We start from the raw sequence: 26,952 nt of genomic DNA, 5'->3' as shown, positions 1-26,952 counted from the left end.
TAATCAAAACAAATATTGCAAATAATTTTTATAAGGTATATTTTAAATATATCTTATAAATGATAGCCAAGAGAGATCACCCATGACTCCGCAGCAAATTGACCTCGTAAAAGCAACTGTTCCTGTACTCCGTGAAAATGGTGTAGCGCTCACGGGTTACTTTTACAATCGTATGTTAGGCAACAACCCAGAATTAAAAGAAACCTTTAACATGGGTCATCAACGTAGCGGCGCACAAGCACAAGCACTTGCGGGCGCAGTTTTGGCGTATGCAGAAAATATCGAAGATCCTTCTGTGCTTTTACCTGTAGTTGAATTAATTGCACATAAACATGTCAGCTTAAATATTCAATCACCTGATTACGGTATTGTGGGTGAGAACCTGCTCCATTCAATCAGTGAAGTGCTGAATATCTCAATGGAAGATCCATTGATTGGGGCATGGGCTGCTGCCTATGGTCAATTAGCAGACCTATTTATTAGCACTGAAAAAGCCATTTATGATCAACATCAACAAACCAAAGGCAGTTGGTTAGGCTGGCGTAATTTTAAAATCGCCAAAAAAGTTGTTGAAAGTGATGAGATCACTTCATTCTATTTAGCTCCTGTGGATGGTGGGGAATTACCAAAATACGAAGCAGGTCAATATATTTCAGTTCGCGTGTTTGTGCCTGAACTCAATTTAAGACAGCCACGTCAATACACACTATCAACGAGCCCTCAAGCAGATTACTTACGTATCTCAGTCAAACGTGAAGATGAAAAAGGTGAGTTAGCAGGAGGTTGGGTGTCTAGCACGTTACATGGCTTAGCTGAAGGTTCAGAAATTGAAGTCTCTGCGCCAACAGGTAATTTCTATCTGATTGACAGCCGCAAACGTAATGTATTCATTAGTGGTGGTGTGGGCTTAACGCCAATGATTGCAATGCTCAATCAATTGGTCACTTTAGATATGCCTCAACCTGTGAGCTTTATCCATGCTTGTCGTAACAGCCAAGTACATGCCATGAAAAAACATATTCATGAATTGAAAGCGAAGTATCCACGTCTAAGTACATTTACAGCTTATGAATTCCCACATGAAGGTGATGTACTCGGTGAAGATTATGAGGTCGCTGGTCGTTTAGATGTAGGCTCAATGGATGCGGGCTTACTACCTGCAAATGCGGATTATTACTTATGTGGTCCAATGCCATTTATGGCAGAGCAACATAAAGCTTTAGTTGCTCGTGGTATCCCTGCTGAAAATATCCATAGCGAAGCATTTGGTACAGGTGGTGTAAAACTCAGCTAATCGGCACTGCGTTTTGCATAGGGCTAGTCTATGTTAGACTAGCCCTTTCTATTTACAGCAATAGATTGAGTGAAATCCCATGCAACTCAATAAGTTTACTGATTATGCGCTCAGAATTTTAATGTATGTCGCTCGTCCAAGTGATGTACCGTATACGATTGCAGATATTGCACGAGACTTGCATGTATCCCAAAACCATTTAGTGAAAATCGTTCACTTCATGGGAAAACAACACTGGATTGTGACGATTCGTGGTAAAGGTGGTGGACTTCGTTTAAATCCAGAAGCCAAAAGTCTAAAACTAGGTGAAATTGTTCGTATCCTACAAGGCAGCCATCAGATCGTCGAATGTAACACCCCTCCCTGTGTTTTACGCTCCCATTGTGGTCTTAAAGGCATCTTAGACCAAGCCTTGGAATGTTTTTATCAAAGCCTTGACCAATACACGCTTGGAGAAGTGCTACAACATGGGATTCTTCCCTCTTCTACACGTTCCAATATTGACTTTTTACAACTCGTTCAAAAAGCCTAAACATCAAAATTCGCACGAATGCCTCACATCCTTTATAATGGCTCTTGCTATTTCAATTCAAAAGTAAGCTTCTATGCGTCGCAGTGAAAAATCGAAAGACACCAAAGCCAGACTCGCACCCAAAGAAAAAATCAGTTATGAAAAAAAGACCGATCCTGCATTAACCGCCTATGCAGTACAGTCTTTAACTTGGTTACGCCAAGCTGAGTTTCTCATGAGTGCGCCTAAACTGGATTTATGCGTAGAAGATACAGGCTATGAAATTGCATTCGCAGGTCGCTCTAATGCAGGTAAATCAAGTGCAATCAATGCATTAACCAACCAAAAACAGTTGGCACGTGCATCAAAAAGACCTGGTCGTACACAGATGATCAACTTTTTTAGTTTAGGCAACCCTGACCAACGTTTAGTCGATTTACCTGGTTATGGTTATGCGGCTGTACCTGAAGCCATGAAAATCGTATGGCAGAAAGAGCTGGAAAATTATTTAATTCACCGTAAAAGTCTACAAGGTTTGGTGCTCTTAATGGACATCCGCCACCCCTTACAACACTTTGACTTGATGATGTTGGAATGGGCACATTCACGTCATTTGTTTGTGCATATTCTGCTAACCAAAGCAGATAAATTAAATCGTGGCCCTTCCAATAAAGTTTTATTAGAAGTCAAACAACAACTGAAAAAGATCAAACTCGATTTCTCGATTCAATTGTTCTCATCGCTGAACCGAATTGGTCTAGAAGAATTGGCAAGTGTGATGGGCGGTCGTTTGAATTTCACCCTCGATCAACCAAGTGAATTTGACCTCAGTCAGATCCCTGAAGCCTCTGAACTTGACGAAGAATCGTGAAAATTGCAATTCATGCAACTTGATGCATTAAATGATTTCTAATTGTCCCGAATTGCTAAACACAAACACTAGGTAGTTTTCATATACTGCTTAGTGTTGGTTCATTGCACTATCGATTAGGACTAAACGATGAAATTACTATCATTGATGAAGAACAAAGTTCTTGGTTCTTCAATTGACTATAAAATTCTCCCACGCAAAGTTAAATTTGACTGGGAAAAAACACCAGTGGATTGGATTCCAAACCAGCCTTACGCCAGTTATTTTATTAATGAAATTAATAATATTTTACCCGCAGGTGAATTTTGGTTCTGTCGCTTGTACAACAAAGTATTGCCTCAAGTCACTGATGAAAAATTAAAACATGATGTCCAAGCATTTATTCGTCAAGAAGCAATGCACGCAATTGCACATACATCTGCCAATAAAGAATATCTCAGCCAACGCAATATTGATATTCAGCGTAATCTTGAAATCATGGACTTCTTATTCACCAAAGCATTAGCTGACAAACCTTTTGGTAAAGAAGTTCCAAAAGTGCTTGATCATCAATGGGACTTGTTTCGCTTAGGCGTTATTGCAACCGTTGAGCACATGACCTGTGTATTAGGTAAATATGCACTTTACAACAAGCGTTGGGAAGAATTAGGGGCTGACCCTGAAATGATCGATTTAATCAAATGGCATGGTTCTGAAGAAATTGAACACCGTACTGTTGCTTTTGATCTATATCGCCATTTGGGTGGGGGCTATCTTGCTCGTTACTATCTCAGTGTTGCGGTGATTATTGGGGTACTCGGTTTATGGGTCGATGGCGCAGCCCACATCATGAGCCAAGACCCACGTTTTGCAGATAAAAAACCGAGCTTATTCAGACCTTGGGTGTGGATGGAATGGTATAAAATCGGTCGTCAAGACAATCAAATTCTACCAAGCCCGATTTGGTTGGTTGCACAACAACTAGATTACCTTATGCCATGGTATGATCCAGTGAAAGAAGGCAATACCCAAGATGCTGTGAATTATTTAAATAATTCTCCAGCAGCGAAACGCGCTTTGCAACAAGCAGCGTAATGCTAGATACCCCACCCTAAAAGTAAGTTTATAATCTAAAGAGACTTCTTTCAGGATGGGGTAATACCTTCAGGTATCATTTCTTAAAGATCACAATAAATACATCTATATCATACTGTGATTCAGAAATCGTCTGCTTAATGAGTCTTTGAACTTGCTGCTCATTGAACCCTCCTGTTCCAGCCCCAATCAATGGTAGGCGTCACAAACCACCATAGACCGTCTTGATTGTTGGTATTAAAGAGACTCCTTATTTTTCAATATTACAAAAAACTTTCCAACACCGAATTTAAAAAGATATGTCCCTGCTCTGTGCAAGCAATTCGATTCACATCCGCGACCAATAGTTTTTTATCACGTAATTCTTTCAGGCTTTTATTTAAATCGCTTAAATCTAATCCTGTACGCTGAGTATAAAATTCAGCAGCAACCCCATCATTTAAACGCAAAGCATTCATCATAAATTCAAATGGCAATTCATCTGCGTCAATATGTTTCATTTGTACATGATCAGCAGGCACTTTGGCTAAATAATCTTTCGGCAAACGGGTTTTCTGAAAACGATAAATGCCATCAGGGCGTGTTACCTTGCCATGCGCACCTGCTCCAATCGCCAAATAATCACCAAATTGCCAATAATTCAAATTATGTGCGGATGGCTTTTCCTTACGCCATGCAGAAACCTCATAATTGATATAGCCATTAGCTTTTAAATAAGCCTCACCCAGTTCTTGAATATGCTCTAAGGTTTCATCTTGTGGCAGTACAGGCTGAGTTCTAAAAAAAACTGTATTGGGTTCAATCGTAAGTTGATACCAACTGATATGCGTTGCACCCTGCTCTACTGCAAGTTTAAGATCTGTTAATGCCTGTTCTTCCGTTTGTTGCGGTAGACCATGCATGAGATCAACATTGACACGTTCAAAACCTGCTTGGCGTGCTTGTTGAATCGCATCTAAAGCATTATTGGCTGAATGGATTCGACCTAAACGTTGTAAATGTTCAGGATCAAAACTTTGTACACCCAATGATAAACGATTGATGCCAACAGCAAGATAATCCGCAAATGGATCATGTTCAACCGTTCCAGGATTGGCTTCCAATGTGATTTCACAATCTACTTCAAAGTCTAATCGCGCCTTTAATTGACTAAATAACCACTGATAGCCTTGTGCTGAAATTAAAGACGGCGTTCCACCACCAATAAATACGCTATGAATTGACCGACCTTGCGCCATTTCAATTTGAGTCTCAAAATCAGCCACCAGTGCCTCAAGATATTGTTGCTCTAAATCCACAGACAATTCCCCATCAGGAACAGCATGTGAATTGAAGTCACAATAAGGGCACTTACGCACACACCAAGGCATATGGATATAAAGTGAAAGTGGAATATTTGCTGGATTTAAATGACTCAAAATGGAAGCTCAACAACAGAACCCTTTTATTTTAACATGACTCTATCAATCCGCTTATTATCATCACTTCACTATTCGGTTAGACTGAAACAACGAAGAACAATTAGATTGATAAAATGATCAAAATCACCAGCCAATTGCTATTTATTCTTCCTCTTGCATTAGGTGTGGGTATTGCAATGGCATTTCAAACTGCAATTAATTCACAACTTAGAGAACATTTACACTCACCTCTTCAAGCTGCCTTATTATCTTTTTTGGTAGGGACAATTGTGCTTGCATGTATGGTTTATTTTCAAAGCACAGCAAAACCCAGTCTTGGAGAACTGTCCCAAATCCCATGGTTTCTGTGGGTCGGTGGATGTCTTGGGGTTTATGCCATCAGCATGAGCATTTATACTGCACCAAAACTAGGTTTTTTAACTTTTTCAGGCTTAGTTATTTTCGGCCAATTGGCCATTTCAATGTTACTTGACCATTTCGGCTGGTTAGGTACAGAAAAAACACCTATCAATTGGCAACGTCTTGTCGGCAGTATTGTCATTTTTATTGGTGTAATATTCACTCTACAACGCTAATTCTCCCTCAATTCAATAAGAGTATTTTTTGTGTCTCATGCGACAACCAAGCGGTTTGAACTTAAGCAATTATTTCATTTAATGTTTCCGATCTTGATCACCCAATTTGCTCAGGCTGGGCTTGGTCTTATTGATACCATCATGGCAGGTCATCTTTCTGCTGCTGATTTGGCAGCGATTGCTGTCGGTGTTGGTCTATGGATTCCAATTATGTTGTTATTTGCAGGAATCATGATCGCGACAACCCCTTTAGTCGCTGAAGCACGCGGTGCAAGAACACCAGAGAAAATTCCGACTATTGCACGTCAATCCTTATGGGTTGCGGTCATCCTCGGTATCGTATCGATGTTGATTTTACAATTTATGCCGATGTTTTTACCGTTATTTGGCGTTCCTGAAAGCTTATTACCGAAAGCAAGCCTGTTCTTACATGCAATTGGCTTTGGTATGCCTGCGGTGATGATGTATGCAGCTTTGCGCAGTTATTCAGAAGCCTTAGGGCATCCACGTCCTGTGACTGTGATTAGCTTGATTGCCTTATTGGTCTTGATCCCACTGAACTTTATTTTTATGTACGGTTTTGGACCTATTCCTGCTTTAGGGAGTGCAGGTTGTGGCTTTGCAACGGCAATATTACAGTGGCTGATGTTTATTACACTGGCGATTTATATTTCAAAAGCTAAGGCTTATCAACAAGCACCCATTTTCACAAAATGGGAAAAAATTGACCCTGAATGGGTGAAACGTATCTTAAAGCTAGGTCTGCCGATTGGTCTAGCTGTGTTTTTTGAGGTGAGTATTTTCAGCACAGGCGCGATTGTCCTGAGTCCACTCGGTGAAAATGCGATTGCGGCGCATCAGATTGCAATTTCTGTGACTTCACAATTATTTATGATCCCATTATCTCTTGCGATTGCACTCACAATTCGTGTGGGTACTTATTATGGAGAGAAAAATTGGTATGCGATGCGCCAAGTTCAAAAAGTGGGGTTGATTAGTGCAACCGTTTTTGCTGCTTTGACCATGACACTGATTGCTGTAGCGCGCCCCTATATCGTAGCGATCTATACGACTGATATTCACGTTATTCCAGTCGCCATGTACTTGCTTTGGTTTGCGATGGCATATCAATTGATGGATGCATGGCAAGTCAGTGCCGCAGGCTGCCTACGTGGCATGCAAGACACGCAAGCACCGATGTGGATTACCTTAATGGCATATTGGGTGATTGCTTTCCCAATTGGTTTATATCTTGCACGTTACACAGTTTGGGGTGTTGCAGGCGTTTGGCTCGGATTGATTATCGGTTTAAGCATCGCCTGTGTGTTATTGATAGGCCGTTTATATTTAAACAATAAACGATTAGCGCAAATGATCAGTGCTAAGTTATAAGAGAATCAAGAAAATTTACGAGGGGGAACATCGTTCACCCTTATTACCATCCTAATGAATAGACTAACGAAACGACATTCTTTAGATGATTGATCGCATTTAAAATTGATCTTTGAGTAATAACCACTCTGCCCATTCAACTCCACTCACTCGGATATGATGACCAACACTTCTGCTTAAAACTGCACTTGGGTCATCATAAACATTTCCATACATACTCCACCCATTACCCAAATTTTGACCTAATGCGATGATTTCTAAAACAAGTTCTGACCAAGAATAGTTTTCGCTATGTGCAAGTTCTAAAGTTGCCATACAACCGCCTTTATTATATTTTTCAATCTTTAAGCTTATTGGTACTCTTTCAAATACATCTATACATTGCTGTATGCTCTTTTGAGCAGAACGTTCTGATGTCGCATTGACATGTAATTTCCAGATCGATTTTGGCATTTATATATCAAAACTTATATTTATAGAGCATCTAAATATCTTATTACACGACTTAACATTTTGTTATAGGCAATTTAAGTTTTGTCGCCTATGATCAGAGTGTCACTTTGAAACTGAATCAAATGAGGTCAAGCAACTATGGCAAAACATGCAAGCTCTCCCAGTAGACGTTTTTTAAAACTGGCTGGCATGACCGCAAGTATTGCCAGTAAAAGCGTTGCCAATTCGATACGCAACCTTACCGCAGATGAAGAACAGAAAAATGCAGCACGTAGCCAATTGTTCCAAGACATCGGTCTACAAATTGCCGATACGCTGGGTGAAATGAAAGGTGCGGTAATGAAAGTCGGGCAAATTGCCTCACAGTATAAAGATATCTTTCCACCTGAAGTCGCCAAAGCAATTGCCAAACTACAACGCCAAGCCCCTGCTATGCCATTCGCTGCTATTCAACAACAAGTTGAAAAAGAACTGGGGAAACCTTTAAACCAAATCTTTAGCTCTTTTGAAACCGAACCTTTTGCAGCAGCTTCGATTGGTCAGGTACATCGTGCCGTACTGCCGAATGGGCAAGCGGTTGTAGTGAAAGTGCAATATCCAGGGGTCGACCAAGCCTGTGAAAGTGACTTAAAACAAGTCCGCCTCGCATTGCGCTTAATGGGTGTAATAAAGATTGATAAGAAGCTGCAAGATCAATTATTTCAAGAGATTCAAGACAGTCTTTCTGCTGAATTGAACTATGAAATTGAAGCACAAAACCTTGAAGTCTTTAAAATCTTTCATGAGAAATTAGATGCTCAAGTCATCATCCCAACTGTTTATAAAGACTACTCATCTCGTCGCGTGCTGACGCTCAGTCTTGAACAAGGTGATTCGATTGAAACCGCCAGTACATGGTCAATTGAAACCCGCAATCAAATCGGTCGTCGTCTGATTCGTGCCTTGGGGCAGGAAATGTTTTTCTTAAAACGCTTCCATTGTGATCCACATCCAGGCAATTTTGCTTTCCGAGAAGATGGCAGTGTGATTATTTATGACTATGGCAGTGTCAAAACACTCTCACCTGAAATCATTCAGCATTTTAAAGCACTGGTCAATGCAGCTCGCCAAGAGAATATTACGCAAGTCGAAGACTTACTGGTAGAACTACACTCGATTGCTGAGAAGCAAAAGTTTCCAAGTGAACTCTATCTGCAATGGATTGAAATCCTATTGCGCCCATTAAGCACGCATTATGACTTTGCTGAAAATTCATCCCACCATGATGGGATGCGACTGGTTAAAAAATCATTGAAATATTGGGATGTGTTTAAACCCTCCCCTGATACGCTCATGGTTAACCGTACGATTTCAGGACATTACTGGAACCTCATTCACCTGAAAGTGCATGATAACCTCAATGATTTATTTGAAGAGCTCGTTCCAAACTAATCCCCCCTTTGCAGTAATGCTGATCAGTTGAGCGTAATTTCATTATTCCTGATTGATAAATCTCTCCGAACCCCTCTTTGAAAAGAGGGGGAACACCACTGAATTTTGAAACACTCTCTTCTTCGAAAAAGGTGAGCAGCATCCCTTTGCAAGGGGACGATTAAAAATGCTTAACTGACTGGCATTACCTTTTTGTAGCCTCATTGTGAATGGGGGAAATCACCTATTCGCTCCAATTGAAATAAAAAACTTGAAATAGATAAGATTGACGTCATATATTGTTATGTTATAACATTTCCATAAATAACAGGAGTCATTCAAAATGCGTAAAGATATTCACCCTGCATATCAGCAAGTACTGTTCCACGATACCAATGCAGATGCTTATTTTTTAATTGGCAGTACACTACAAACTAAACAGACCAAAGAATATCAAGGTCAAATTTATCCTTATGTCACCCTTGATATTTCAAGTGCATCACATCCATTTTATACAGGTGAAGTACGTCAGGCAAGCAATGAAGGTCGTGTTGCAAGCTTCAACAAACGCTTTGCTCGCTTTAGCCGTTCAGGTTAATCTTATTTTAAGATTTACAGATTAGGCTATAAATATTCGAAGTCTAAGGCTATATCTCCTCCGCTTAGACTTCTTTTTTTATGCCTAGATAATGTCTGCTACACATCTGTGGAGTGCCCCACGACACCAAATTCAATCGGTGTTTTGACATAGAATAACGAAATCTCTTTATTATTCAGATGATCCAATAATTCCGTTGCCTGTTCAGGGGTTACTGCAAACTGAATTTGTATCGGTCGATCTGCCAACTCAAAAAAACCCGCAGAATGGAATAAACCTTGATGATCCACACCTTGTATTCCAGCCAATACTGTTGCGCCGCGTAAATTCATTTGCTTTGCTACAGCCAACAACCACTCACTCATCGCTTGTCCCTGATAAGTTCGATTTTGTGCCGTGTAAAAGGTTATTAAGAATCCATTCATATCATCACTCCCAAGCTATGCAGCACTAAGCCATTGATGCAAACTCATTCCCAAAATCGTAAAGATGAGCGAGCCAAGTACATGAATTAAAATTGCTGCACAGGCATAACCTAGCTTACCACTTTGTAATAAGGCAATAATCTCAGCAGAAAAAGTTGAAAAGGTGGTTAGTGCGCCACAGAACCCCGTGATCACAAACAGCTTGTAATTCGGACTGAGTGAACTTTGAGAAAAATATGAAATTGCAAAACCAATAATAAAGCCACCGACAAAATTGACCGTAACAGTACCCAATGGAATATTTGGAAAAATCGGATTGAGTTTTAAACCCAAAAACCAACGTAACCATGCACCGAGTACCGAACCTAAAGCAATCGAAAGTAATGGATAATACATCACTTACTCCAAACCTGAGGTTGGAGATAAACAGACATCAAACATAGATTGATAAATATTTTTCTGAAAATTTGTCATCTGCGAACTCCAAAAATGGGAACAGAGCACGCACAAACCTACGCCCCTGTTCAGGGTAACGTAGGCATCATTAGCCACAATGGCGGTTTGTGATAGGAGGAATGCCATCTCCTTTGCTCTAAAATAACATAATTTTTAGACAACTCAACTGCTGTGTATAAACACAAAGTTATCCACAATTTATTGAGATTCTGGCAATACTTTTTCTCCAACTACATAAAAATCCAGTTTAGGAACTACAAAAGCAAAGACCTCTGCCTCACAATCTAAACCAAATTGTTGTAATAGCTGTGGCGCTTGTAATGCGCTAATTTTAGCAGCTTGAATCTGTTGAAACTGTACAGGCATTTCAATATCACCCTGAGACATCCGTGTTGGTTGATCCACCCACTCCGCCCATGCATGGTCTTGATCAACCAAGAACCGAACGGCGTCATCCCATGAAGAAAATAGTGGTTGCCATGCAAATGGCAATTGCTTTGCTGCCGTGATGTGTACATCACTCATCAAGGAATAATCTGCATCGACGACGATCTCAGTATGAATACTTTTATCTTGTTCATTTTCTTGATGATGAAATTTTGAAGCATATTGTGCAGGCATCACATCACTGGCAACACGCCCACCAATCACATACAGTGCTTGGTCAACAATAACTTGCTCAAAAATAACGGTTTTAGGATAAGTGCCATCCAAGTAAAAACGCCAATTGCTTTGTTGTGGTGATGGCATCAACTTGCGCAGTTTAGCCAAAAAACTAAATCCAAAATGATGATGCTGATAAGTGAGAATGGTAAAGATGGTTTTACCTTGTTTTTCCCATAAAGGAACATGTTGCGGATAACGTTGACGAACCTGATCAACATCGACTAACCAAGATAAATAAACAATATGGCTGACCTGACTTTGCAAACGCATAAAGGGCAATATACGCATCATCAAACGACGAAGTTGCAATAACAAGCGACAACTTAAAACCTGAGTTAAAAATCGCAACCATTGTTTTGATGCAGCTAACTTTAAACGATGTCTATTCATTATTATTCAATATATTAATCACTATTCTGAGCATAGACTGCGAATCCCTTTACGTCTAGTTCTAGAGCCGACAGACTTTTATTCTGCACTTTCAATGTTATGATGCAGCCATTGATTTAACCAACACGGAATTTTGAAATGGCGCAAAGCTTATTGGCACAACTCAAAGATGGTTCTGCAAAATTTGCAGATGTATTGGCATTTATTGAAGCACGTTATCAACATACACCGACGGCTTTTCAGAATGGTGCACAATTAAATGCCGCCACTGAAAACCAAGGCAGTGCCAAAGTGTTTTCTTTTGCCAAGATCGAAGGTTTAAATACTGAAGATACTTTAAGTCTGTTTGCTGAACACTATGCTTCAGTTCTTGCAACACCTGAAGCAACCGACCATCAAAATATTCGTCAATTCATGCAAAATGGTTGGGATGGTATTCAATTTGAAGGTGATGCTTTAACTGCACGCTGATCTTAGAAAAGACAGGAAGGCTATTTTACCTTCCTGCTTACCTTACCTGCTACCACAATCATACATTTACCATCAAAGCTGCTAGGAATCCTATTCCCAGCAAATAAAACAGAATTGGTAATCCCAAGAACCAAAATTTTGCCCAAGCATTGGTCTTAAATACCGATGTTGCTGCTCGATAACTCACCCAACATGACCAAAGCATAAAAGGTAATGCCACAAAATTCAGAATTGATGAGTTTTGATAGGCATCAAGATAATTGCTATACATCAATGTCTGTAGCATCGTGACGATAATAACAGGTAAGGTCGCAACCAATCCTTGCAAAGCCCAAACATGGCGAGCCAGTTGTGGATCTGCGTCTTTTACACCTGAAAATTGTAAACGCTTTTGATACCACCAACCATGGATAAGCCAAGCAAATACCGCAGTGATTGCTCCCATCCCCAAAACGAGTAACCAATAACTCCACCACGTATCCGTAACATCAAGCATCATTGATGTACGATTTCCAACTTCTGCTTTAAGCAAATTTTGATCAACTCGATCCATTACAGCAAACACGCCGATCAAGTAGGCAGCAATCATGATACTGCGATGATGATAGACAGCTGCTAAAGAAAAAAACTTTTTGGGTTGAAAGAACAGCAACCATAAATTTTGAGGTGCAAATGGTAAAATTTCTTTTTGTTCCTGTTTACCTAAAGATAATTCAGTATTCATACATACTCTTAATAACTTGTTTTAAAATATTTTATGTTCTAATAATAGCCAATACGGTCTTGAAAAAGAAGGTTCTTTGATCACTTAATAAAATGATACACATTTTCATTTACTACCTCACTGTCGTCAAACATCCCTCCTTTAGTTCAGTGGTTGGGATACTATCAACTTTTGGGCTGAACTATGAATCGCCAACAACCAGGGTTTAAATAAAAATAACGAAGGGAAATCATGTCGATTAAACAAACTGACCTATCCAAAAAACTCAGACAAATTACATTAGAAGCGCAAGGACTTATTCAAGAACAAGCATTTGGCTCAGGAAAAGCTGCCGCCCTTTCGGCATTAGAACAGTTAGGTTATATACAAATCGACACCCTCTCCGTTGTCACACGGGCACATCATCATACGCTTTGGACACGCATTCCAGATTATCAACCACAATGGCTCGATCAGTTGGTCACTGAACGCCACATATTTGAATATTGGTTTCATGCTGCATCATATTTGCCAATGCAAGACTTTCGCTTTGCCCTCCCCAAAATGTTCAGCATAAAAAATGGCGAGTCTCGTTATTATCAGGCAGATACTCAAGTCATGCGTAATGTATATGACAAAATCCGTATCGACGGCCCACAGAAATCCAGAGCGTTTGAAAGTTTAAGTAAAAACAACGGTAGTTGGTGGAATTGGAAGCCGACCAAAATCGCGCTTGAGCAGCTTTTCATGCAAGGGGATTTAATGATCAGCGCCCGAAATGGAATGGAAAAAGTATATGATATTCGTGAAAGAGTGCTTCCTAGCACCGTCAATACAACACCACCCACAGCATTAGAATATGCTGAATATCTAGTTAAAAAATATCTTAGAGCATATAGTTTTACAACCATGAAACAAATGACACATTTGCAAACTGGTTCAGTATTACGCAAAAATATTGAAACAATCCTCAATCAAATGCTTGAGGACAACATCATTCAAAAGCTTGTGACGCCTGAGATGCAAACCATCTATGTACTCACAGATCTATTTGAAAAGACCGATGCTACACATCACCCAAAACTTTCCTTGCTCTCACCTTTTGACAACTCAATTATTCATCGTGAACGAGTCAAAACCTGTTTTGATTTTGATTTTCGCCTTGAATGTTATACCCCTCAGCATAAAAGAAAATACGGCTACTTTTGTCTGCCTATTTTATTTGGGGATGTATTTATTGGTCGAGTTGATTGCAAAGCGCATCGTAAAAGTGGTCAATTTGAATTAATTCATTTACATGTCGAAAATAGACAAATAGATATGGCATTGTGGCTGACACCATTTCTCAACACGCTACATCGTTTTGTGCATTTTAACCAGTGTCAGTCCATCCATGTCACGCAAATCAGTCCCTCTGAATTATCAGGCACGATCCGCAAGTTTATTGAAATGCGTAAGATGATTTAAACGCTGGGAGTAAAACCAGAATAGAAAGAATAAAAATACAAGTAATGACACCACTATTTTTCTGAATTCTTATTTTTAAGGTCTCGATAATTTATGTAAATCCGTGCTTAAACTATAAAAATCGCCACCCATTTTTCCAACACTGTCGAGCCGCTGCTGATCAATCATCTGACCATCCCACAGATGATCATCCACATAAATCGATTTCACATCCAACAACACCACTGTTCCGCCTGATGGCAGTGAACTGAGTTGAATCACTTCTCTTAAATGGCATTCATAGCGGATAGGCGCATGTTTTACCGCCAAGGCAGCAACAGTATGACTGGATTCAGACTCAATCTGCGCAAACTCAAACTCACTTTGTTCTGCTGCGAGTAAGGCACAGGATAGATTCATTTTCTCAAGCAATTGTGAATTGACAATATGAACCGCACATTGTTTAGTCTCGATTAAATTTCTCAAGGTATCTTTATCTTGCCCATGTTTTGGGTTGACTTGCGAATACCAGAGGATCGGGGGATTACAACTCGCCACATTAAAAAATGAATAAGGTGCAATATTGGCAACCCCATCCACAGACAGAGTACTAATCCACGCAATCGGTCGAGGTGTAATGCCACCGACTAACAGTCGATAGATTTCATTTGCATCTAAATTTGAAGTTTCAAAAATCATATTTGGCACTCAATATTTCAATCATCAAATCATTTTACGAGATCGTCAGCATCACCGACCTGACTGAATAAAGTGAAACGCACCTTCCCCTGCTGCTCGACCCGTGGCAAAACAAGCCGTCAGTAAATATCCCCCTGTTGGAGCATCCCAGTCCAGCATTTCACCACAGCAAAATACATAAGGATTGGATTGCAATTGAAGTTGCGGAGACATTGCGACTTGCTTCACGCCTCCTGCACAGCTAATTGCCTCTTCAATTGGACGGAAGCCATCTAAAGAAATACTGAGATGCTTGATCTGCTGCACCATTTGCTTGGCATCTGACCATAAGCTTTTATCGACGATTTCCCGAAGCAGATTAATTTTGACCTGATCCAAGCCTGCTTTACGCCAAAGGTTAGTAAGCGACTGCTTCTTATTGCCCTGTAATTTCTTTTCTAATTGTTCAACGCTGACATCTGGTAGCAAATCCAGATGCAACTGTAGGTTTTGCTTTTGGCTCAACTGTATTCTTAAATCACGTCCCAGTTTATAAATTACCCCACTCTCAAAACCATAATGAGTAATGATGATATCGCCATGTGTCTTTCGCTCAGATGCGACCCACGCATCAACTCGTTTGAGTGGCTGACCAAAACATTCCTGCATAAACGGCGACCATTGTTTCAGTACACCTGCATTGCTGGCTTGAAATGGCTCAATTTCATCGATGGAAAGCCATTGCTGCCAAGCCCCATCACTACCTAATTGTGACCATGACACCGCACCACATGCCAAAATAATCGCGTCATAACTTGCTGTGAACTGCTGCGTTTGATTTTCAATCGTGAGTTGATTGTTAGATAAATTGATACAACGATGGCGATAATGAAATTTCACACCGTTCTGAATCAAGCGTTTTAACCAAGCACGAAGTAACGGCGCTGCCTTCATTTCCACAGGAAACACACGCCCCGAACTTCCCACATAGGCATCAATACCCAGACCTCGCATCCAGTTTTGAATCCATTGAGCATCCCATTGTTTCAGCCAAGGACTCAACCAATCCGCACGATCATAGCGCTGTACAAAAGTCTCTATAGGTTCAGCATGTGAGATATTTAAGCCTGTTTTGCCCGCCATAAGAAACTTACGGGCAGCCGAAGGTTTTTGTTCAAAGACGTCGATTTCATAATCATATTGGCTCAACACTTCAGCAGCCATCAAACCTGCTGGACCTGCACCAATAATCGCAATGCGTTTAGACATCAAGGTTCTCTTGAGTATTCTGCCTTTGCAAAGGTGCAAAATCATCAAAACGGGTTGTATAGCCTTCTGGTTTACGAATGATCAGTTGTTGGCACAACTCACCACGTTCTAAGTACTTAATTTCAAAATGAGTACGTGCAGAATCTGCTGCAATTTTTTGTTTTTCATACGGTAATTTCCACAGCTCAAGCAACTGCTGTTCTGCTTCATCAATATATGAAGGAATATTGCTTGCGAGCGTAATCGTACCATTGGGCTGAAGGCGAGACAGTAAGAATTCAAAGAATGGCATATTGAGCCAACGCTGTGCAGGATTATGCGGCTCTGGGTTTGGGTAAAGAATAAAAAATTGTTCCACTTGCGCTGGAAACAAAGCATGTACCACCCACGGCAAGGCATCGGCATGTACTGGATGTAAATATTCACGTGGCTCTAGTTGATGCTGCTTTTGCATCGCTACAAACTTTTCTTTAGTTCGTTCAATTGCATACAACGCTGTGTGCGGATGTTGCCCAGTAAACAATAAGGCATGTTTGCCTTTTCCAGCACCAATTTCGACACAAATCGGTATATTGGGAATGGCAGTAAAATCACGAGGCGCTTGCATACGTTGTGCTTGAAATTGACGAATCGACATAATCTCATCAAACTATCTAAAAATCGGCATAAGTCTAACAACTCACCTTACTTTTGCCTAATCTATTTATTTTATGTTTTAGGAATTTTCTATGCCACGTACATTTCCCTGCCCCCGTTGTGGCGAAGCTAGCACTTGGGAAGCTAATGAATTTCGTCCTTTTTGCTCAGAGCGTTGTAAATTGATCGACCTAGGTGCTTGGGCAAGCGATGAATATAAATTACCGACTCAAGATGCTCCTCAAGCAGGTTTACAACGCCAAGAAGATGATTACGAGGACTAACCTGCTTTACTTGCAACGAATGGGTTAAATTGCTTTTCATAGCCAATGGTACTCATAGGTCCATGACCTGAAATAAATTGAGTTTCATCAGGCAAACTAAAGCATTCTCGTTGAATTGAATCGAGTAATTGCTGATGATTGCCTTTTGGAAAATCAGTACGCCCAATCGAACCTTTGAACAATACATCACCTGTCCAGAGCAAACCATGTTTGGCATTATAGAACATCACATGACCTGGGGTATGACCTGGCGCAAAACGGACTTCAAACTCATCTTCACCCAGTTTCAAGGTTTCTCCACCTTCTAACCACTGATCAACTTTGACAGGTTGTGGGATCGGGAAGCCATAGCGTGCTGAGACTTCTTGGATCATATCAAGCCAAAATTGATCTTCTTTATGCGGCCCAATCACTGGAATATTCCATGTCTCAGCAAGTTCACCCACTGCACCTGCATGATCAAGATGCCCATGCGTGAGCCAAAGTGCTTTAACATTTAAACCGAGTGCTTCTACTTGTTGTTTGAGTACAGCAGCATCGCCACCTGCGTCAATCAAAACAGCATCTTTACTTTCACTATCCCAAAGAATAGAACAATTTTGGGCAAATGCAGTAACGGGTACAATTTTGACTTGCAACATAAAAAACCTCTGGCGAAATAAAACGTCAATTTAATGATGGGCTAAGGTATGAGTGAGAGCGTCAAGATTAGCCTGAACCAGACTAGCAAGCAAATCAATATGCGCTTGATCACTGTTCAAAGCCGGAATATAAGCATATTCCCCACCACCCGCATGTTGAAACAGTTCTTTATTCTGGATCGCTAACTCTTCCAATGTTTCTAAACAATCTGCCGAAAATGCAGGACTCAAGAGTTGCACTGATTTAACTTTTTGCTCGCCCCATTGCTGTAATACAACATCCGTATAAGGCTTCACCCATTCCTGCTTACCAAAACGGGACTGGAAGCTGATTGCCCACTCATGCTCATGTAAATGTAAGGCTTCAGCCACCAATTTCGCTGTCATGCGACAACGATCAGCATAGGGATCGCCTTTATCCGCATAAGGTTGTGGAATCCCATGAAAAGACATCAATAATTTTTCAGCTTTACCATACTTGGTTTGATAATTTAAAACACTATCCGTCAATGCCTGAATAAACATTGGATGTTGATAATAATCTTTAATGAACGTGAACCCAGGTAAATGGCGTTGCTTGGGAATCCATTTCGCAACAGCATCATAAAGAGGGGCTGTTGATGTAGCTGAATATTGCGGAAACAAGGGTAAAAGAATGACATGCTCTTGCGGATCTTTTTCAAGTTGCTCAAAAACAGTATAAATACTCGGTTGCCCATAGGTCATTGCGGCTACAACTGTGAGGTCAAATTGATGATTCTCATCTGTTAAGCGTTGTTTAATCAATTGTGTTTGCTCAAGTACGATTTCACGCATCGGAGAATCATTTGACCAAACAGAAGCATAAGCTTCCGCAACTCGTTTGGGGCGGAATGTCAGGACAAATAAATGTAAAATAATCCACCAAATCGGTTTGGGGATTTCAATGACTCGTGTATCTGATAAAAATTGTTTTAAGAATCGACGTACTGCGGGCACAGTGGCTTCGTCTGGTGTACCTAAATTTGCTAAAATCACAGTCACTTTTGGTTTTGGTGTAGCTGACATAGATCGCTTCCGCTATAACTGAATTTCTTCAATTACTTTAGCAGTTTTATCATTATTTTTTAAATGGAATTAATGCATGGTCTTCATTTGAAAAACTCGATTACTATCTAAAATATTACTTTCCAAGAGTTTCTGACCTTTCTGAGTTAATTGCCATAACATCCGTTGGCGATCATCACGTCCTGTTGGCATAATCCATTCATTCTGACGCATCTGCATCTTAATCTCATGCAATGCACGAATATTAATTTGCGCACGAGAAACTGCATGTGCTCTTGGCATTTCTACACGCGCATCTTCCAAACCTGTTTCATTCAAATATTCATTCATACGTTTAGAAAAATATTCTTCAGGTGTTGGGATCACAAAAGACGAACCCAATACATTGAGTAATTGCGCCCATGTCATTTTACGGAATGGTTTAACTTCTTTGAAATTACCGTCTTGATAAGCATGCATACGATATTCAAACGAATAAAGTTCATGCATGGACACTTTAGGAACTGTCGCAATAGGATCAGCTTCACGACCACCAATCTCAGTTTCGAGCTGTTTAACCTTCGCGCGCAGATTATCTATTTCGTCTTGTAAAACCTGTGTATTTTGCGGACGTACCCACCCCACTACAGGATAACGCTCTAACATTTGTGGCATGTTTGAACGCACCGCAAGTTCTAAATCACGTAAAGTACGGTAACTAAAGACTTGGTCAACTTCATGTTGGAGCTGCTTTCTAAATTCTTTAAATTTTTCTTTTAATTCAGGTTTATTGTCATGCAAATTAGACTCACGAGATTCTGGATCTTCGTGCATAAATACAATAACGGGCTTCTGTTTGGTCATCGCATAAATATATTCCAGATGCATATAACCGACACCCGAAACAGATTGTTCACCATACTGACTACCTAACAAGATCACCACGTAATCACAATCATCAATCTGACGACGAGCAATCGAGGTACTTAATGGCGTGCGCTGTTCTAAGCCCCATGAAAAGAATCCCATCCCAACCAAAGTCTGAGTCAAAACCGCTCGTTCTGGTTGCATTTCATTGCCAGACGTAGAAATAAACACTTGATAACGAGTATCTTGCATAGGCCAAGCCCCAATTCACTTATCAACAATTTTAAGCTATTTTGCTTAAAATTTATTAATAGATAACCTAGATAAAACCCAAAATATGGTTATATTTTAATCATTTAAACAGTAATATCATCTAAATTCCGGATCGTCCATGTTAGTTGTTCTGGTAGTAGATGTTTGAGTACTAATGTTAACTCAATCGCATTATTACCGCTGACATAACACTCAATACGTGTAATATTATGACTTATTTTGTCACATAATAACCCATTTTTTATCAGAATATATGCTGTTTGTCGTGCGACTGCCTGTCCAGAATCAATTAATCTTAATTTTCCACCAAAAACCTGACGAATTGCATCTTTTAGGAAGGGATAATGGGTACAACCTAACACCAAAAAGTCTGCTCCCTCAGTGACCACTGGTTGTAAAACCGTCCGTAAAACATCTAAGCAAACCTGACTCATTTGCTGCCCAGATTCAACAAAAGGTACCAATTCTAGGCTTGTTACAGCTAAAACTTTTACTCCTGCAGGCTGAGCAAACTTCGTAACGACATCTTTGATCAACTGACCACGAAATGTTGCTGGTGTTGCAAGCACTGCGACCACTTTGGACTGTGTCTGAATGACCGCAGGCTTTAATGCAGGGACTAATCCAACAATCGGGAAATGTTCGCCATAATGTTCACGTAAATAATCCAAACTAAATGCCGAAGCCGTATTACAAGCAACCACCGCAATTTTACAACCTTGACGATAAAGCCATTCAATTGCTTGCGCTGTTAATTGACGAATTTCTTGATCTGAACGAGCACCATACGGAACATGAGCGGTATCTGCATAATAGAGAATGCGTTCATTTGGCAAATGTTGAGCAATTTCTTGTGCAATCGACAATCCCCCTACTCCAGAATCAAAAACCCCAATCGGTGCATCTGAAGATGCATGTGGCATAGGATTTAATAAGAAAGGTATAGGTTGAATTGCTGTCATACACACATGAGCACTTGTCTATCTAATCTTTTAAGCTTAAACCTCAGGTGCTCAAATGCAAGACCAAATCACCACTTTTTAATGTTAAAACTGTTTCGCCTTGTGCATTTTCAGACAAAGAACCGTAGTTCACGAGATGATAAAAACTTTGGCGTTGAATCAACGCATTGATCCCAAAACGAACATGGACATAAGGACGTAACTCTCCTGCATATTCGCGCATAAAAATAGGATGCTTTTCATCCACAATGATCACATCCTGATTGATTGTTGTCAGTTGCAAATAAAATCTATCTTCAATCTCAATTTGATCCACTTGATTGATCAATAAAGGCTCATCCTCAACCTCAATTTCAATTTGCTCAACGGGTGTCTTGAGATAAAATTTGCTGTCCTCTTTCCATAGCACTGTACTAAATAAATCCAATAGAGCTTGTCGCTTGATCAATTGACCTTCATGCCACCATTCTCCATTGGCTTTTACCTGTAAATTCATCTTGCCACAATGCTTTGGATGCCATTGGTCTAAAGGCGGAATTGACCTTTTGTGACTTTGCTGTACATCTTTTAAGTATTGTGAAATGTTCATTAAGTTTCTATCATCAGGAAACACGATTTTTCCTATATTCTGTGGAGAATCATTTTCATTTATCATAGTTTATGCCTTGCTGACGAGAAAATATGACCGCTCAGCCAATTGGCGAGATCAAGGTTTAAAACTATACTATCCCAAACGTTTGCAAGCACAATAATAACATTTGTGTTTGGCAATTCAGAACACTCATGGCAGCGCCGAATCGCAATATTACGGTTGCCACCCTTAAAAATATGAGGAGTCCTACATGGAACACATCGAACGTGAAGCGATGGAGTTTGACGTAGTGATCGTAGGCGCAGGCCCTGCGGGTTTATCTGCTGCGATTAAAATTCGTCAATTAGCGATTGAAAACAACCTACCTGATCTTTCTGTATGTGTTGTTGAAAAAGGCTCTGAAGTAGGTGCGCATATCCTTTCTGGTGCTGTACTTGAACCACGTGCCATGAATGAATTGTTCCCGAACTGGAAAGAAGAAGGTGCACCACTCAATGTACCTGTAACGGACGATGAAACCTATTTCTTACTCTCTGATACCAAAGCACAAAAAATGCCGTATTGGATGGTACCAAAATCAATGCACAATGAAGGGAACTATGTCATTTCTCTTGGTAACGTTGTTCGTTGGTTAGGTCAAAAAGCTGAAGAATTAGAAGTTTCGATCTTCCCAGGTTTTGCTGCTTCTGAAGTACTTTACCATGAAGATGGTACGGTAAAAGGGATTCAAACAGGTGATATGGGGATTGGCAAAAATGGTGAGCCAACACATAACTTCACGCCTGGTTATGAACTGCATGCAAAATATACCTTGTTTGCTGAAGGTTGCCGTGGTCACCTTGGTAAGCGTTTGATTGCAAAATACAATCTTGATAAAGATGCTGATCCACAACACTACGGTATTGGTATCAAAGAACTTTGGGAAATCGACCCAGCGAAACACAAACCAGGTCTAGTGATGCATGGTGCGGGTTGGCCTTTATCTGAAACAGGTTCTGCTGGTGGTTGGTGGTTATACCACGCTGAAAACAACCAAGTAACTTTGGGTATGATTGTGGATTTATCTTATGAAAATCCAAATATGTATCCATTCATGGAAATGCAACGTTGGAAAACTCACCCAACCATTAAGCAATTCCTTGAAGGTGGTAAACGCATTTCTTATGGCGCACGTGCGGTTGTAAAAGGTGGCTTTAACTCTTTACCTAAACTCACATTCCCAGGCGGTTGCTTAATTGGTGATGATGCTGGTTTCTTGAATTTCTCAAAAATCAAGGGCTCACATACAGCAATGAAGTCAGGTATGCTGTGTGGTGAAGCAGTATTCGAAGCGATTGCTGCAGGCGTAGAAAAAGGTGGTGATCTTGCGATTGCTCGCGTTCTTGAAGGTGACGACCATTTTGCTAAAGAGTTAACTGCTTATACAGATAAGTACAATAATTCTTGGTTAAAAGAAGAGTTATATCAAGCACGTAACTTTGGTCCAGCAATGCACAAGTTTGGTACTTGGATTGGTGGCGCATTTAACTTTATCGATCAAAATATCCTTAAAGTCCCATTTACGTTGCACGATTTAAAACAAGACTTTGCTGCGCTTAAAACTGTAGATGCATCAACGTTCAAACCAAACTATCCAAAACCAGATGGCAAGTTAACCTTTGACCGTTTATCTTCAGTCTTCGTATCAAATACAGTACATGAAGAAAACCAACCTGCTCACTTGAAGCTAACTGATCCATCAGTGCCAGTGAATGTAAACTTACCAAAATGGGATGAGCCTGCTCAACGCTACTGTCCTGCTGGTGTTTATGAAATCATGGAAAATGATGATGGTTCTAAGCGCTTCCAAATCAACGCAGCAAACTGCGTACACTGTAAGACTTGTGACATCAAAGATCCATCACAAAACATTACTTGGGTAACCCCTGAGGGTGGCGGTGGTCCTAACTACCCAAATATGTAAATCTGAAAATTAAAAAGCCTCAATTCGTTGAGGCTTTTTAATTTTAATCTTTCTGCCCTTCATCAAACTTTTTATATTGTTTCGATAATAAACTTAAGCTCTTCATCTGCTTACCAAAACGTCGACACGGACTACACATCATCACATGAAACTGTAAAGCACTCAGTTCTTTGAAATTCAGTATTCGGTCTTGTTTTTCTGAAAGCAATTGGGTCGCTTCTCGGCACGTCAACATGAACAATCCTCCTGAAGTAACCATTTATTTTCTAAGCATTCACGCAGTCTCGCTCGACTGCGATACATTAAAACGTTCAAGTTTGAGATGCTTAAGTCTAATTTTTCACAGATTTCATCTGAACTCAGTTCAATCATTTCCCGCAACATAAACACTTGTGCACACTTCGCTGGTAAATGATTCAAACACGCATCGAAAATCATCCAAAAATCTTGCTGCTCCATCATTTCCTCAGGATTCAACCATGCTTTTGGTCTTTCTGATTTTTGCCAATGCCCTGAAGCATCAAACAACTCATCAACGCTTCGCTCGTTTTCTTCCGTATCAAACAATTCAGACATACTGACTAAACGTTGCTTCTGACGAATCAGATCAACAATTTTATTTTTTAAAATAGCGAATACCCATGTTTTAAATGCTGATCGGCCAGAAAAAGAGCCTGAATGTTGTAAAGCACTCACTAAAGCTTCTTGCACAACATCCTCAGCTTGATGAAATGAAGAAAGTTGCAATACTGCAAACTTCATCATTTGTTGTCGTAATTCCAACAAAAAATCATCGTTATACAGTTGCTGCGATGCATTAGCATTCGATGTTGTCATTTCAGGCATCGAGTTTCTCACTGTGCTAGTCAAGTTTGTATAACAATTCTAAGCGGATCAAATCTTCTGCAAACTCATCTAGTTGAGTGTTCACTTCACTGACTGATAGATCTGGAATTATTTGTTGGATAAACTCAGCGAGTGCTATTCGAGACAACGGTTGTTGTGCTAATTGCTCAATTAGATAAGCGAATAATGGAGTCAGTATTTCAACACAAACCCGATCATGTTTGTTTCGCCAAACCATGATGGCACTTGGAGCGGGATCTTTGTTAATTTGATTTTTCGACCATTGGTAAACAGGATATTGATACACCAACACCCAAACTTGTGTAGTCAGCTGCCAATTTAATTCGGCATTCAAAGTGACATCTTCAATTTCAAGTGTATCTAAGTACAGTTCAAGCCATTCGTATTGCAACAGCTCAGCAAGCCACGGATATTCAACTAAAATAGGATGCTGATGTTCTGCGAGAAATTCTCTGAATTGCAACGAGATATCATTATAAAATGGTGATTGATTCTGAGATTCTCGAAAAAAATCCGTCAGTAACTGTTGCCATTGCTGCTCGGACAATAAAGATTGAGCCACTGGATAAACCAAATTGATAAATGAGCAAACATTGTTGAACAACAGTTCTCGATAAACTTGCATACGATCCAAATCAAAAGGCACTGATTCTGCTGAATTTGGATCACGCAGCCAGTCACAAAAATCATGTTGGGTCTGCTGAAAAGCATGCTCATTCATACTCATACATTTACCCCATCGACCAAATTCGGGCTCATTGGGATTAACATGCGTTGATTTGAATATTTATGCTGTAACAGCTGAATCTTATTCAATTCATTCTGAAGTTTCTGCCATGTTGGGATATTAAAATCGCGCTCTAATAACGTTGGTTTCACACCACAAACCTGATAAGTGTATTCCAACAATGCCCACACAGGATCACATACTTCCGCACCATGAGTATCAATCAGTAAATCTGTACTCACCTGTTCATGCCCTGCAATATGTAGATAACGAATACGTTGTTTCGACATAGCATCAATAAAGGCATAAGCATCTGCTTGGTGGTTGAGACTATTTACATAAACGTTATTCACGTCCAACAACAATTCGCAATCTGCTTGTGTGATTACTTCACGAACAAAGTCTGACTCGGACATTTCAGCATTCGGCATAAGATAAGTAGAAACATTTTCCAACACTAATCTTCGTCCTAAAATATCTTGAACTTGAGAGATCCGTTCCACTACATACTTCACAGCAGCTTCAGTCATTGGGATAGGCAGAAGATCATATAGATAGCCACCATCATTGGTATAACTCAGATGCTCGGAATAAATCTCGACTTGATAAGAATCTAAGAATTTTTTGATTTGATGAATAAAATCAATATTTAAGGGATGAGGACCACCAATTGACAAAGAGAGTCCGTGACAAATTAATGGAGATTTTTCTACACACCGAGCTAGAAGTTTGGCATGCCGTCCGCCAAAACTCATCCAATTTTCTGGGGCAACTTCAATAAAGTCAGGATGGTGAGTTGCACCTAAAAATGCCTCTATAAAGTCTCGTCTTAAACCAAGACCAACACTTGTGATTGCATCCATAAAGAATCCCTTAGGTGAATGACAGTCATCTTTTTAAATGCTGTCATCAACCGTCTGCATAAGGCTTAGTGAGCGCCACACTTCCCATCAGCCACTTTTTTGTCTGCACCACATTTTGCATCTGCCATTTTTTTGTCTGCACCGCATTTAGCATCCGCAGCTTTTTTATCTGCACCGCATTTTGCATCGGTAGTTTTGTGTTGTTTTTTCGCTTTATCTGCACCACATTTCGCCTCACCACATTTTGCATCTGCAGTTTTAGTCACATGTGTTTCAGCCGTCGTCGATGCTGCCGAAACTTGGGTTACTGCGCCAACCATAGATAATGCAACTAAAGCGGCAACCGAAGTCATTGAGTTTAATTTATTCATTGTGAAGTTCCTTTTAAGTAAATATTGCTTTTGTACTAGGTACATAAAATTAGACGTGCGAACAATCAAATTATTACAGACAAATTTAGATTTTTTTGTGTAAGAAATCAAAAATTCAAACGACTAATAATCAATAAAGCTTATTCGTTGTGAATTTCTCATGAAAAATCTAATTTATTCTTTGCATAAACACTATCAAAATTTGGGTTCCAACTTAAATTATTTTGATGGAATCGCCTCTTTAGCACTTCGCCTATACTTAACTCCTATTTTTTGGATGGCTGGACACAATAAACTACAACACTTCAATGATACGGTTGAATGGTTTGGTAATAGCGAATGGGGCTTGGGCTTACCCATCCCATTCCTGATGGCTAGCCTAGCAATTTCGGCTGAATTAGGTGGTGCTGTCTTACTTGCCTTAGGTCTCGCAACGCGACTGATTTGTATTCCATTGATGATCACCATGCTGGTCGCGATCTTTACTGTACACATTCAAAATGGATGGCAAGCAATTGCTGATCCACATGCCCCTTTTGCAAATATGCAAGTGATTGAGTCAGCGGAAAAACTAGAAAAAGCGAGAGAGATTCTGAGTACTTATGGAAATTACGATTGGCTTACATCAAGTGGTTCATTTGTCATATTGAATAATGGTGTTGAGTTTGCAGTAACCTATCTGGTTATGTTGGGTGCACTACTGGTTCTTGGTGGTGGAAGATATGTAAGTTGTGATTACTGGCTCAGTCGAAAACTAAGTAAATCAAAAAGATAAGC

At 40.0% G+C, this 26,952-nt stretch carries 32 protein-coding genes and 1 riboswitch; of the genes, 13 read left to right on the top strand and 19 right to left on the bottom strand.

The window, feature by feature from the left end:
• Positions 1 to 82: 82 nt before the first annotated feature.
• The 4 genes from hmpA to MMP60_RS01960 all read left to right on the top strand — a co-directional run bounded on the left by hmpA (position 83) and on the right by MMP60_RS01960 (position 3,750).
• On the top strand, positions 83 to 1,294 hold the full coding sequence (hmpA, locus tag MMP60_RS01975) for an NO-inducible flavohemoprotein (RefSeq protein WP_241334737.1): 1,212 nt from the start codon (positions 83 to 85) through the stop codon (positions 1,292 to 1,294).
• 79 nt (positions 1,295 to 1,373) lie between these two features.
• Positions 1,374 to 1,826 (top strand): Rrf2 family transcriptional regulator, encoded by a 453-nt coding sequence (locus MMP60_RS01970; RefSeq protein WP_241334736.1) that lies wholly within the window; start codon positions 1,374 to 1,376, stop codon positions 1,824 to 1,826.
• 73 nt (positions 1,827 to 1,899) lie between these two features.
• Positions 1,900 to 2,676 carry a ribosome biogenesis GTP-binding protein YihA/YsxC gene (gene yihA, locus MMP60_RS01965; protein WP_241334735.1) on the top strand — a complete coding sequence of 259 codons (777 nt, stop codon included), beginning with the start codon at positions 1,900 to 1,902 and terminating at the stop codon, positions 2,674 to 2,676.
• A gap of 129 nt (positions 2,677 to 2,805) precedes the next feature.
• On the top strand, positions 2,806 to 3,750 hold the full coding sequence (locus MMP60_RS01960; RefSeq protein WP_241334734.1) for a metal-dependent hydrolase: 945 nt from the start codon (positions 2,806 to 2,808) through the stop codon (positions 3,748 to 3,750).
• 263 nt (positions 3,751 to 4,013) lie between these two features.
• On the opposite strand, the gene hemW is transcribed toward MMP60_RS01960, so the two are convergent.
• Positions 4,014 to 5,168 (bottom strand): radical SAM family heme chaperone HemW, encoded by a 1,155-nt coding sequence (gene hemW / locus MMP60_RS01955; RefSeq protein ID WP_241334733.1) that lies wholly within the window; start codon positions 5,166 to 5,168, stop codon positions 4,014 to 4,016.
• 116 nt (positions 5,169 to 5,284) lie between these two features.
• On the opposite strand from hemW, the gene MMP60_RS01950 reads away from it, so the two are divergent.
• Positions 5,285 to 5,746 (top strand): DMT family transporter, encoded by a 462-nt coding sequence (locus MMP60_RS01950; protein WP_241334732.1) that lies wholly within the window; start codon positions 5,285 to 5,287, stop codon positions 5,744 to 5,746.
• A gap of 30 nt (positions 5,747 to 5,776) precedes the next feature.
• Positions 5,777 to 7,138, top strand: a complete 1,362-nt coding sequence (locus MMP60_RS01945; protein ID WP_241334731.1) for an MATE family efflux transporter — start codon at positions 5,777 to 5,779, stop codon at positions 7,136 to 7,138.
• Positions 7,139 to 7,237: 99 nt separating this feature from the next.
• On the opposite strand, the gene MMP60_RS01940 is transcribed toward MMP60_RS01945, so the two are convergent.
• Positions 7,238 to 7,591, bottom strand: coding sequence for a hypothetical protein (locus MMP60_RS01940; RefSeq protein ID WP_241334730.1), 354 nt, complete (start codon positions 7,589 to 7,591; stop codon positions 7,238 to 7,240).
• Positions 7,592 to 7,729: 138 nt separating this feature from the next.
• On the opposite strand from MMP60_RS01940, the gene MMP60_RS01935 reads away from it, so the two are divergent.
• Entirely contained in the window at positions 7,730 to 9,022 is a 1,293-nt protein-coding gene (locus MMP60_RS01935) for an AarF/ABC1/UbiB kinase family protein (RefSeq protein WP_241334729.1), read from the top strand.
• 322 nt (positions 9,023 to 9,344) lie between these two features.
• Positions 9,345 to 9,599 (top strand): type B 50S ribosomal protein L31, encoded by a 255-nt coding sequence (locus MMP60_RS01930; protein ID WP_241334728.1) that lies wholly within the window; start codon positions 9,345 to 9,347, stop codon positions 9,597 to 9,599.
• Between the two features lie 98 nt (positions 9,600 to 9,697).
• Here the strand turns inward: MMP60_RS01930 and MMP60_RS01925 are convergent, their stop codons facing one another.
• From MMP60_RS01925 to MMP60_RS01915, 3 genes are all read right to left on the bottom strand, one after another.
• Positions 9,698 to 10,024 (bottom strand): DUF190 domain-containing protein, encoded by a 327-nt coding sequence (locus tag MMP60_RS01925; protein WP_241334727.1) that lies wholly within the window; start codon positions 10,022 to 10,024, stop codon positions 9,698 to 9,700.
• Between the two features lie 15 nt (positions 10,025 to 10,039).
• On the bottom strand, positions 10,040 to 10,420 hold the full coding sequence (gene crcB, locus MMP60_RS01920; protein ID WP_018677390.1) for a fluoride efflux transporter CrcB: 381 nt from the start codon (positions 10,418 to 10,420) through the stop codon (positions 10,040 to 10,042).
• A 132-nt stretch (positions 10,421 to 10,552) separates the two neighbouring features.
• Positions 10,553 to 10,619, bottom strand: a riboswitch (Fluoride riboswitch).
• A 59-nt stretch (positions 10,620 to 10,678) separates the two neighbouring features.
• Complete coding sequence (locus MMP60_RS01915) at positions 10,679 to 11,536, bottom strand: DUF2071 domain-containing protein (protein ID WP_241334726.1); 858 nt, start codon at positions 11,534 to 11,536, stop codon at positions 10,679 to 10,681.
• A gap of 138 nt (positions 11,537 to 11,674) precedes the next feature.
• Between MMP60_RS01915 and MMP60_RS01910 the strand changes: the two genes are divergently transcribed.
• Positions 11,675 to 12,007, top strand: a complete 333-nt coding sequence (locus tag MMP60_RS01910) for a HopJ type III effector protein (RefSeq protein ID WP_241334725.1) — start codon at positions 11,675 to 11,677, stop codon at positions 12,005 to 12,007.
• A gap of 58 nt (positions 12,008 to 12,065) precedes the next feature.
• Here the strand turns inward: MMP60_RS01910 and MMP60_RS01905 are convergent, their stop codons facing one another.
• Positions 12,066 to 12,731 carry a hypothetical protein gene (locus MMP60_RS01905; protein WP_241334724.1) on the bottom strand — a complete coding sequence of 222 codons (666 nt, stop codon included), beginning with the start codon at positions 12,729 to 12,731 and terminating at the stop codon, positions 12,066 to 12,068.
• Positions 12,732 to 12,962: 231 nt separating this feature from the next.
• Between MMP60_RS01905 and MMP60_RS01900 the strand changes: the two genes are divergently transcribed.
• Positions 12,963 to 14,177 carry a crosslink repair DNA glycosylase YcaQ family protein gene (locus tag MMP60_RS01900; protein WP_241334723.1) on the top strand — a complete coding sequence of 405 codons (1,215 nt, stop codon included), beginning with the start codon at positions 12,963 to 12,965 and terminating at the stop codon, positions 14,175 to 14,177.
• Between the two features lie 75 nt (positions 14,178 to 14,252).
• Here MMP60_RS01900 and MMP60_RS01895 read toward each other — a convergent pair whose 3' ends face one another.
• The 3 genes from MMP60_RS01895 to MMP60_RS01885 are packed head-to-tail and all read right to left on the bottom strand — an operon-like array spanning position 14,253 to position 16,740.
• Positions 14,253 to 14,855: a flavin reductase family protein gene (locus tag MMP60_RS01895; protein ID WP_241334722.1), complete on the bottom strand. Its 603-nt coding sequence runs from the start codon at positions 14,853 to 14,855 to the stop codon at positions 14,253 to 14,255.
• Positions 14,856 to 14,906: 51 nt separating this feature from the next.
• Positions 14,907 to 16,103, bottom strand: coding sequence for a TIGR03862 family flavoprotein (locus tag MMP60_RS01890; RefSeq protein ID WP_241334721.1), 1,197 nt, complete (start codon positions 16,101 to 16,103; stop codon positions 14,907 to 14,909).
• Entirely contained in the window at positions 16,096 to 16,740 is a 645-nt protein-coding gene (locus MMP60_RS01885; protein WP_241334720.1) for a tRNA (guanine-N(7)-)-methyltransferase, read from the bottom strand. Before MMP60_RS01885 ends, MMP60_RS01890 begins: the two co-directional genes overlap by 8 nt.
• Before the next feature lie 91 nt (positions 16,741 to 16,831).
• Between MMP60_RS01885 and MMP60_RS01880 the strand changes: the two genes are divergently transcribed.
• The gene (locus tag MMP60_RS01880; protein WP_241334719.1) at positions 16,832 to 17,023 is read left to right on the top strand and encodes a DNA gyrase inhibitor YacG; all 192 of its coding nucleotides are present in this window, start codon (positions 16,832 to 16,834) and stop codon (positions 17,021 to 17,023) included.
• Here MMP60_RS01880 and MMP60_RS01875 read toward each other — a convergent pair.
• The 5 genes from MMP60_RS01875 to MMP60_RS01855 form a co-directional block, all read right to left on the bottom strand.
• Positions 17,020 to 17,664, bottom strand: coding sequence for an MBL fold metallo-hydrolase (locus tag MMP60_RS01875; protein WP_046738658.1), 645 nt, complete (start codon positions 17,662 to 17,664; stop codon positions 17,020 to 17,022). The genes MMP60_RS01880 and MMP60_RS01875 overlap by 4 nt on opposite strands.
• Before the next feature lie 30 nt (positions 17,665 to 17,694).
• Entirely contained in the window at positions 17,695 to 18,711 is a 1,017-nt protein-coding gene (gene hemH, locus MMP60_RS01870; RefSeq protein WP_241334718.1) for a ferrochelatase, read from the bottom strand.
• Between the two features lie 69 nt (positions 18,712 to 18,780).
• On the bottom strand, positions 18,781 to 19,809 hold the full coding sequence (locus tag MMP60_RS01865; RefSeq protein ID WP_241334717.1) for a DUF4062 domain-containing protein: 1,029 nt from the start codon (positions 19,807 to 19,809) through the stop codon (positions 18,781 to 18,783).
• Positions 19,810 to 19,913: 104 nt separating this feature from the next.
• Entirely contained in the window at positions 19,914 to 20,792 is an 879-nt protein-coding gene (gene murI, locus MMP60_RS01860) for a glutamate racemase (RefSeq protein WP_241334716.1), read from the bottom strand.
• Between the two features lie 43 nt (positions 20,793 to 20,835).
• A complete protein-coding gene (locus tag MMP60_RS01855; protein WP_241334715.1) occupies positions 20,836 to 21,447 on the bottom strand; it encodes a DUF1285 domain-containing protein in 612 nt (203 codons plus the stop codon).
• A gap of 187 nt (positions 21,448 to 21,634) precedes the next feature.
• Here MMP60_RS01855 and MMP60_RS01850 point away from each other — a divergent pair, with 187 nt between their 5' ends.
• A complete protein-coding gene (locus MMP60_RS01850; RefSeq protein WP_241334714.1) occupies positions 21,635 to 23,347 on the top strand; it encodes an electron transfer flavoprotein-ubiquinone oxidoreductase in 1,713 nt (570 codons plus the stop codon).
• Positions 23,348 to 23,390: 43 nt separating this feature from the next.
• Here MMP60_RS01850 and MMP60_RS01845 read toward each other — a convergent pair whose 3' ends face one another.
• From MMP60_RS01845 to MMP60_RS01825, 5 genes are all read right to left on the bottom strand, one after another.
• Positions 23,391 to 23,582, bottom strand: a complete 192-nt coding sequence (locus tag MMP60_RS01845; RefSeq protein ID WP_241334713.1) for a zf-HC2 domain-containing protein — start codon at positions 23,580 to 23,582, stop codon at positions 23,391 to 23,393.
• Entirely contained in the window at positions 23,576 to 24,193 is a 618-nt protein-coding gene (locus MMP60_RS01840; protein WP_241334712.1) for an RNA polymerase factor sigma-70, read from the bottom strand. Before MMP60_RS01840 ends, MMP60_RS01845 begins: the two co-directional genes overlap by 7 nt.
• A 16-nt stretch (positions 24,194 to 24,209) precedes the next feature.
• Positions 24,210 to 24,941, bottom strand: a complete 732-nt coding sequence (locus MMP60_RS01835) for a putative DNA-binding domain-containing protein (RefSeq protein WP_241334711.1) — start codon at positions 24,939 to 24,941, stop codon at positions 24,210 to 24,212.
• Entirely contained in the window at positions 24,938 to 25,804 is an 867-nt protein-coding gene (locus tag MMP60_RS01830) for a DUF692 domain-containing protein (RefSeq protein ID WP_241334710.1), read from the bottom strand. Before MMP60_RS01830 ends, MMP60_RS01835 begins: the two co-directional genes overlap by 4 nt.
• Positions 25,805 to 25,869: 65 nt before the next feature.
• Positions 25,870 to 26,175, bottom strand: a complete 306-nt coding sequence (locus tag MMP60_RS01825) for a hypothetical protein (RefSeq protein ID WP_241334709.1) — start codon at positions 26,173 to 26,175, stop codon at positions 25,870 to 25,872.
• 160 nt (positions 26,176 to 26,335) lie between these two features.
• Between MMP60_RS01825 and MMP60_RS01820 the strand changes: the two genes are divergently transcribed.
• Complete coding sequence (locus tag MMP60_RS01820) at positions 26,336 to 26,950, top strand: DoxX family protein (protein WP_241334708.1); 615 nt, start codon at positions 26,336 to 26,338, stop codon at positions 26,948 to 26,950.
• Positions 26,951 to 26,952: the final 2 nt, after the last annotated feature.

Source organism: Acinetobacter sp. ANC 4805, assembly GCF_022549495.1.
GTDB lineage: Bacteria > Pseudomonadota > Gammaproteobacteria > Pseudomonadales > Moraxellaceae > Acinetobacter.
This window is presented reverse-complemented; position numbering and strand designations above follow the sequence as displayed.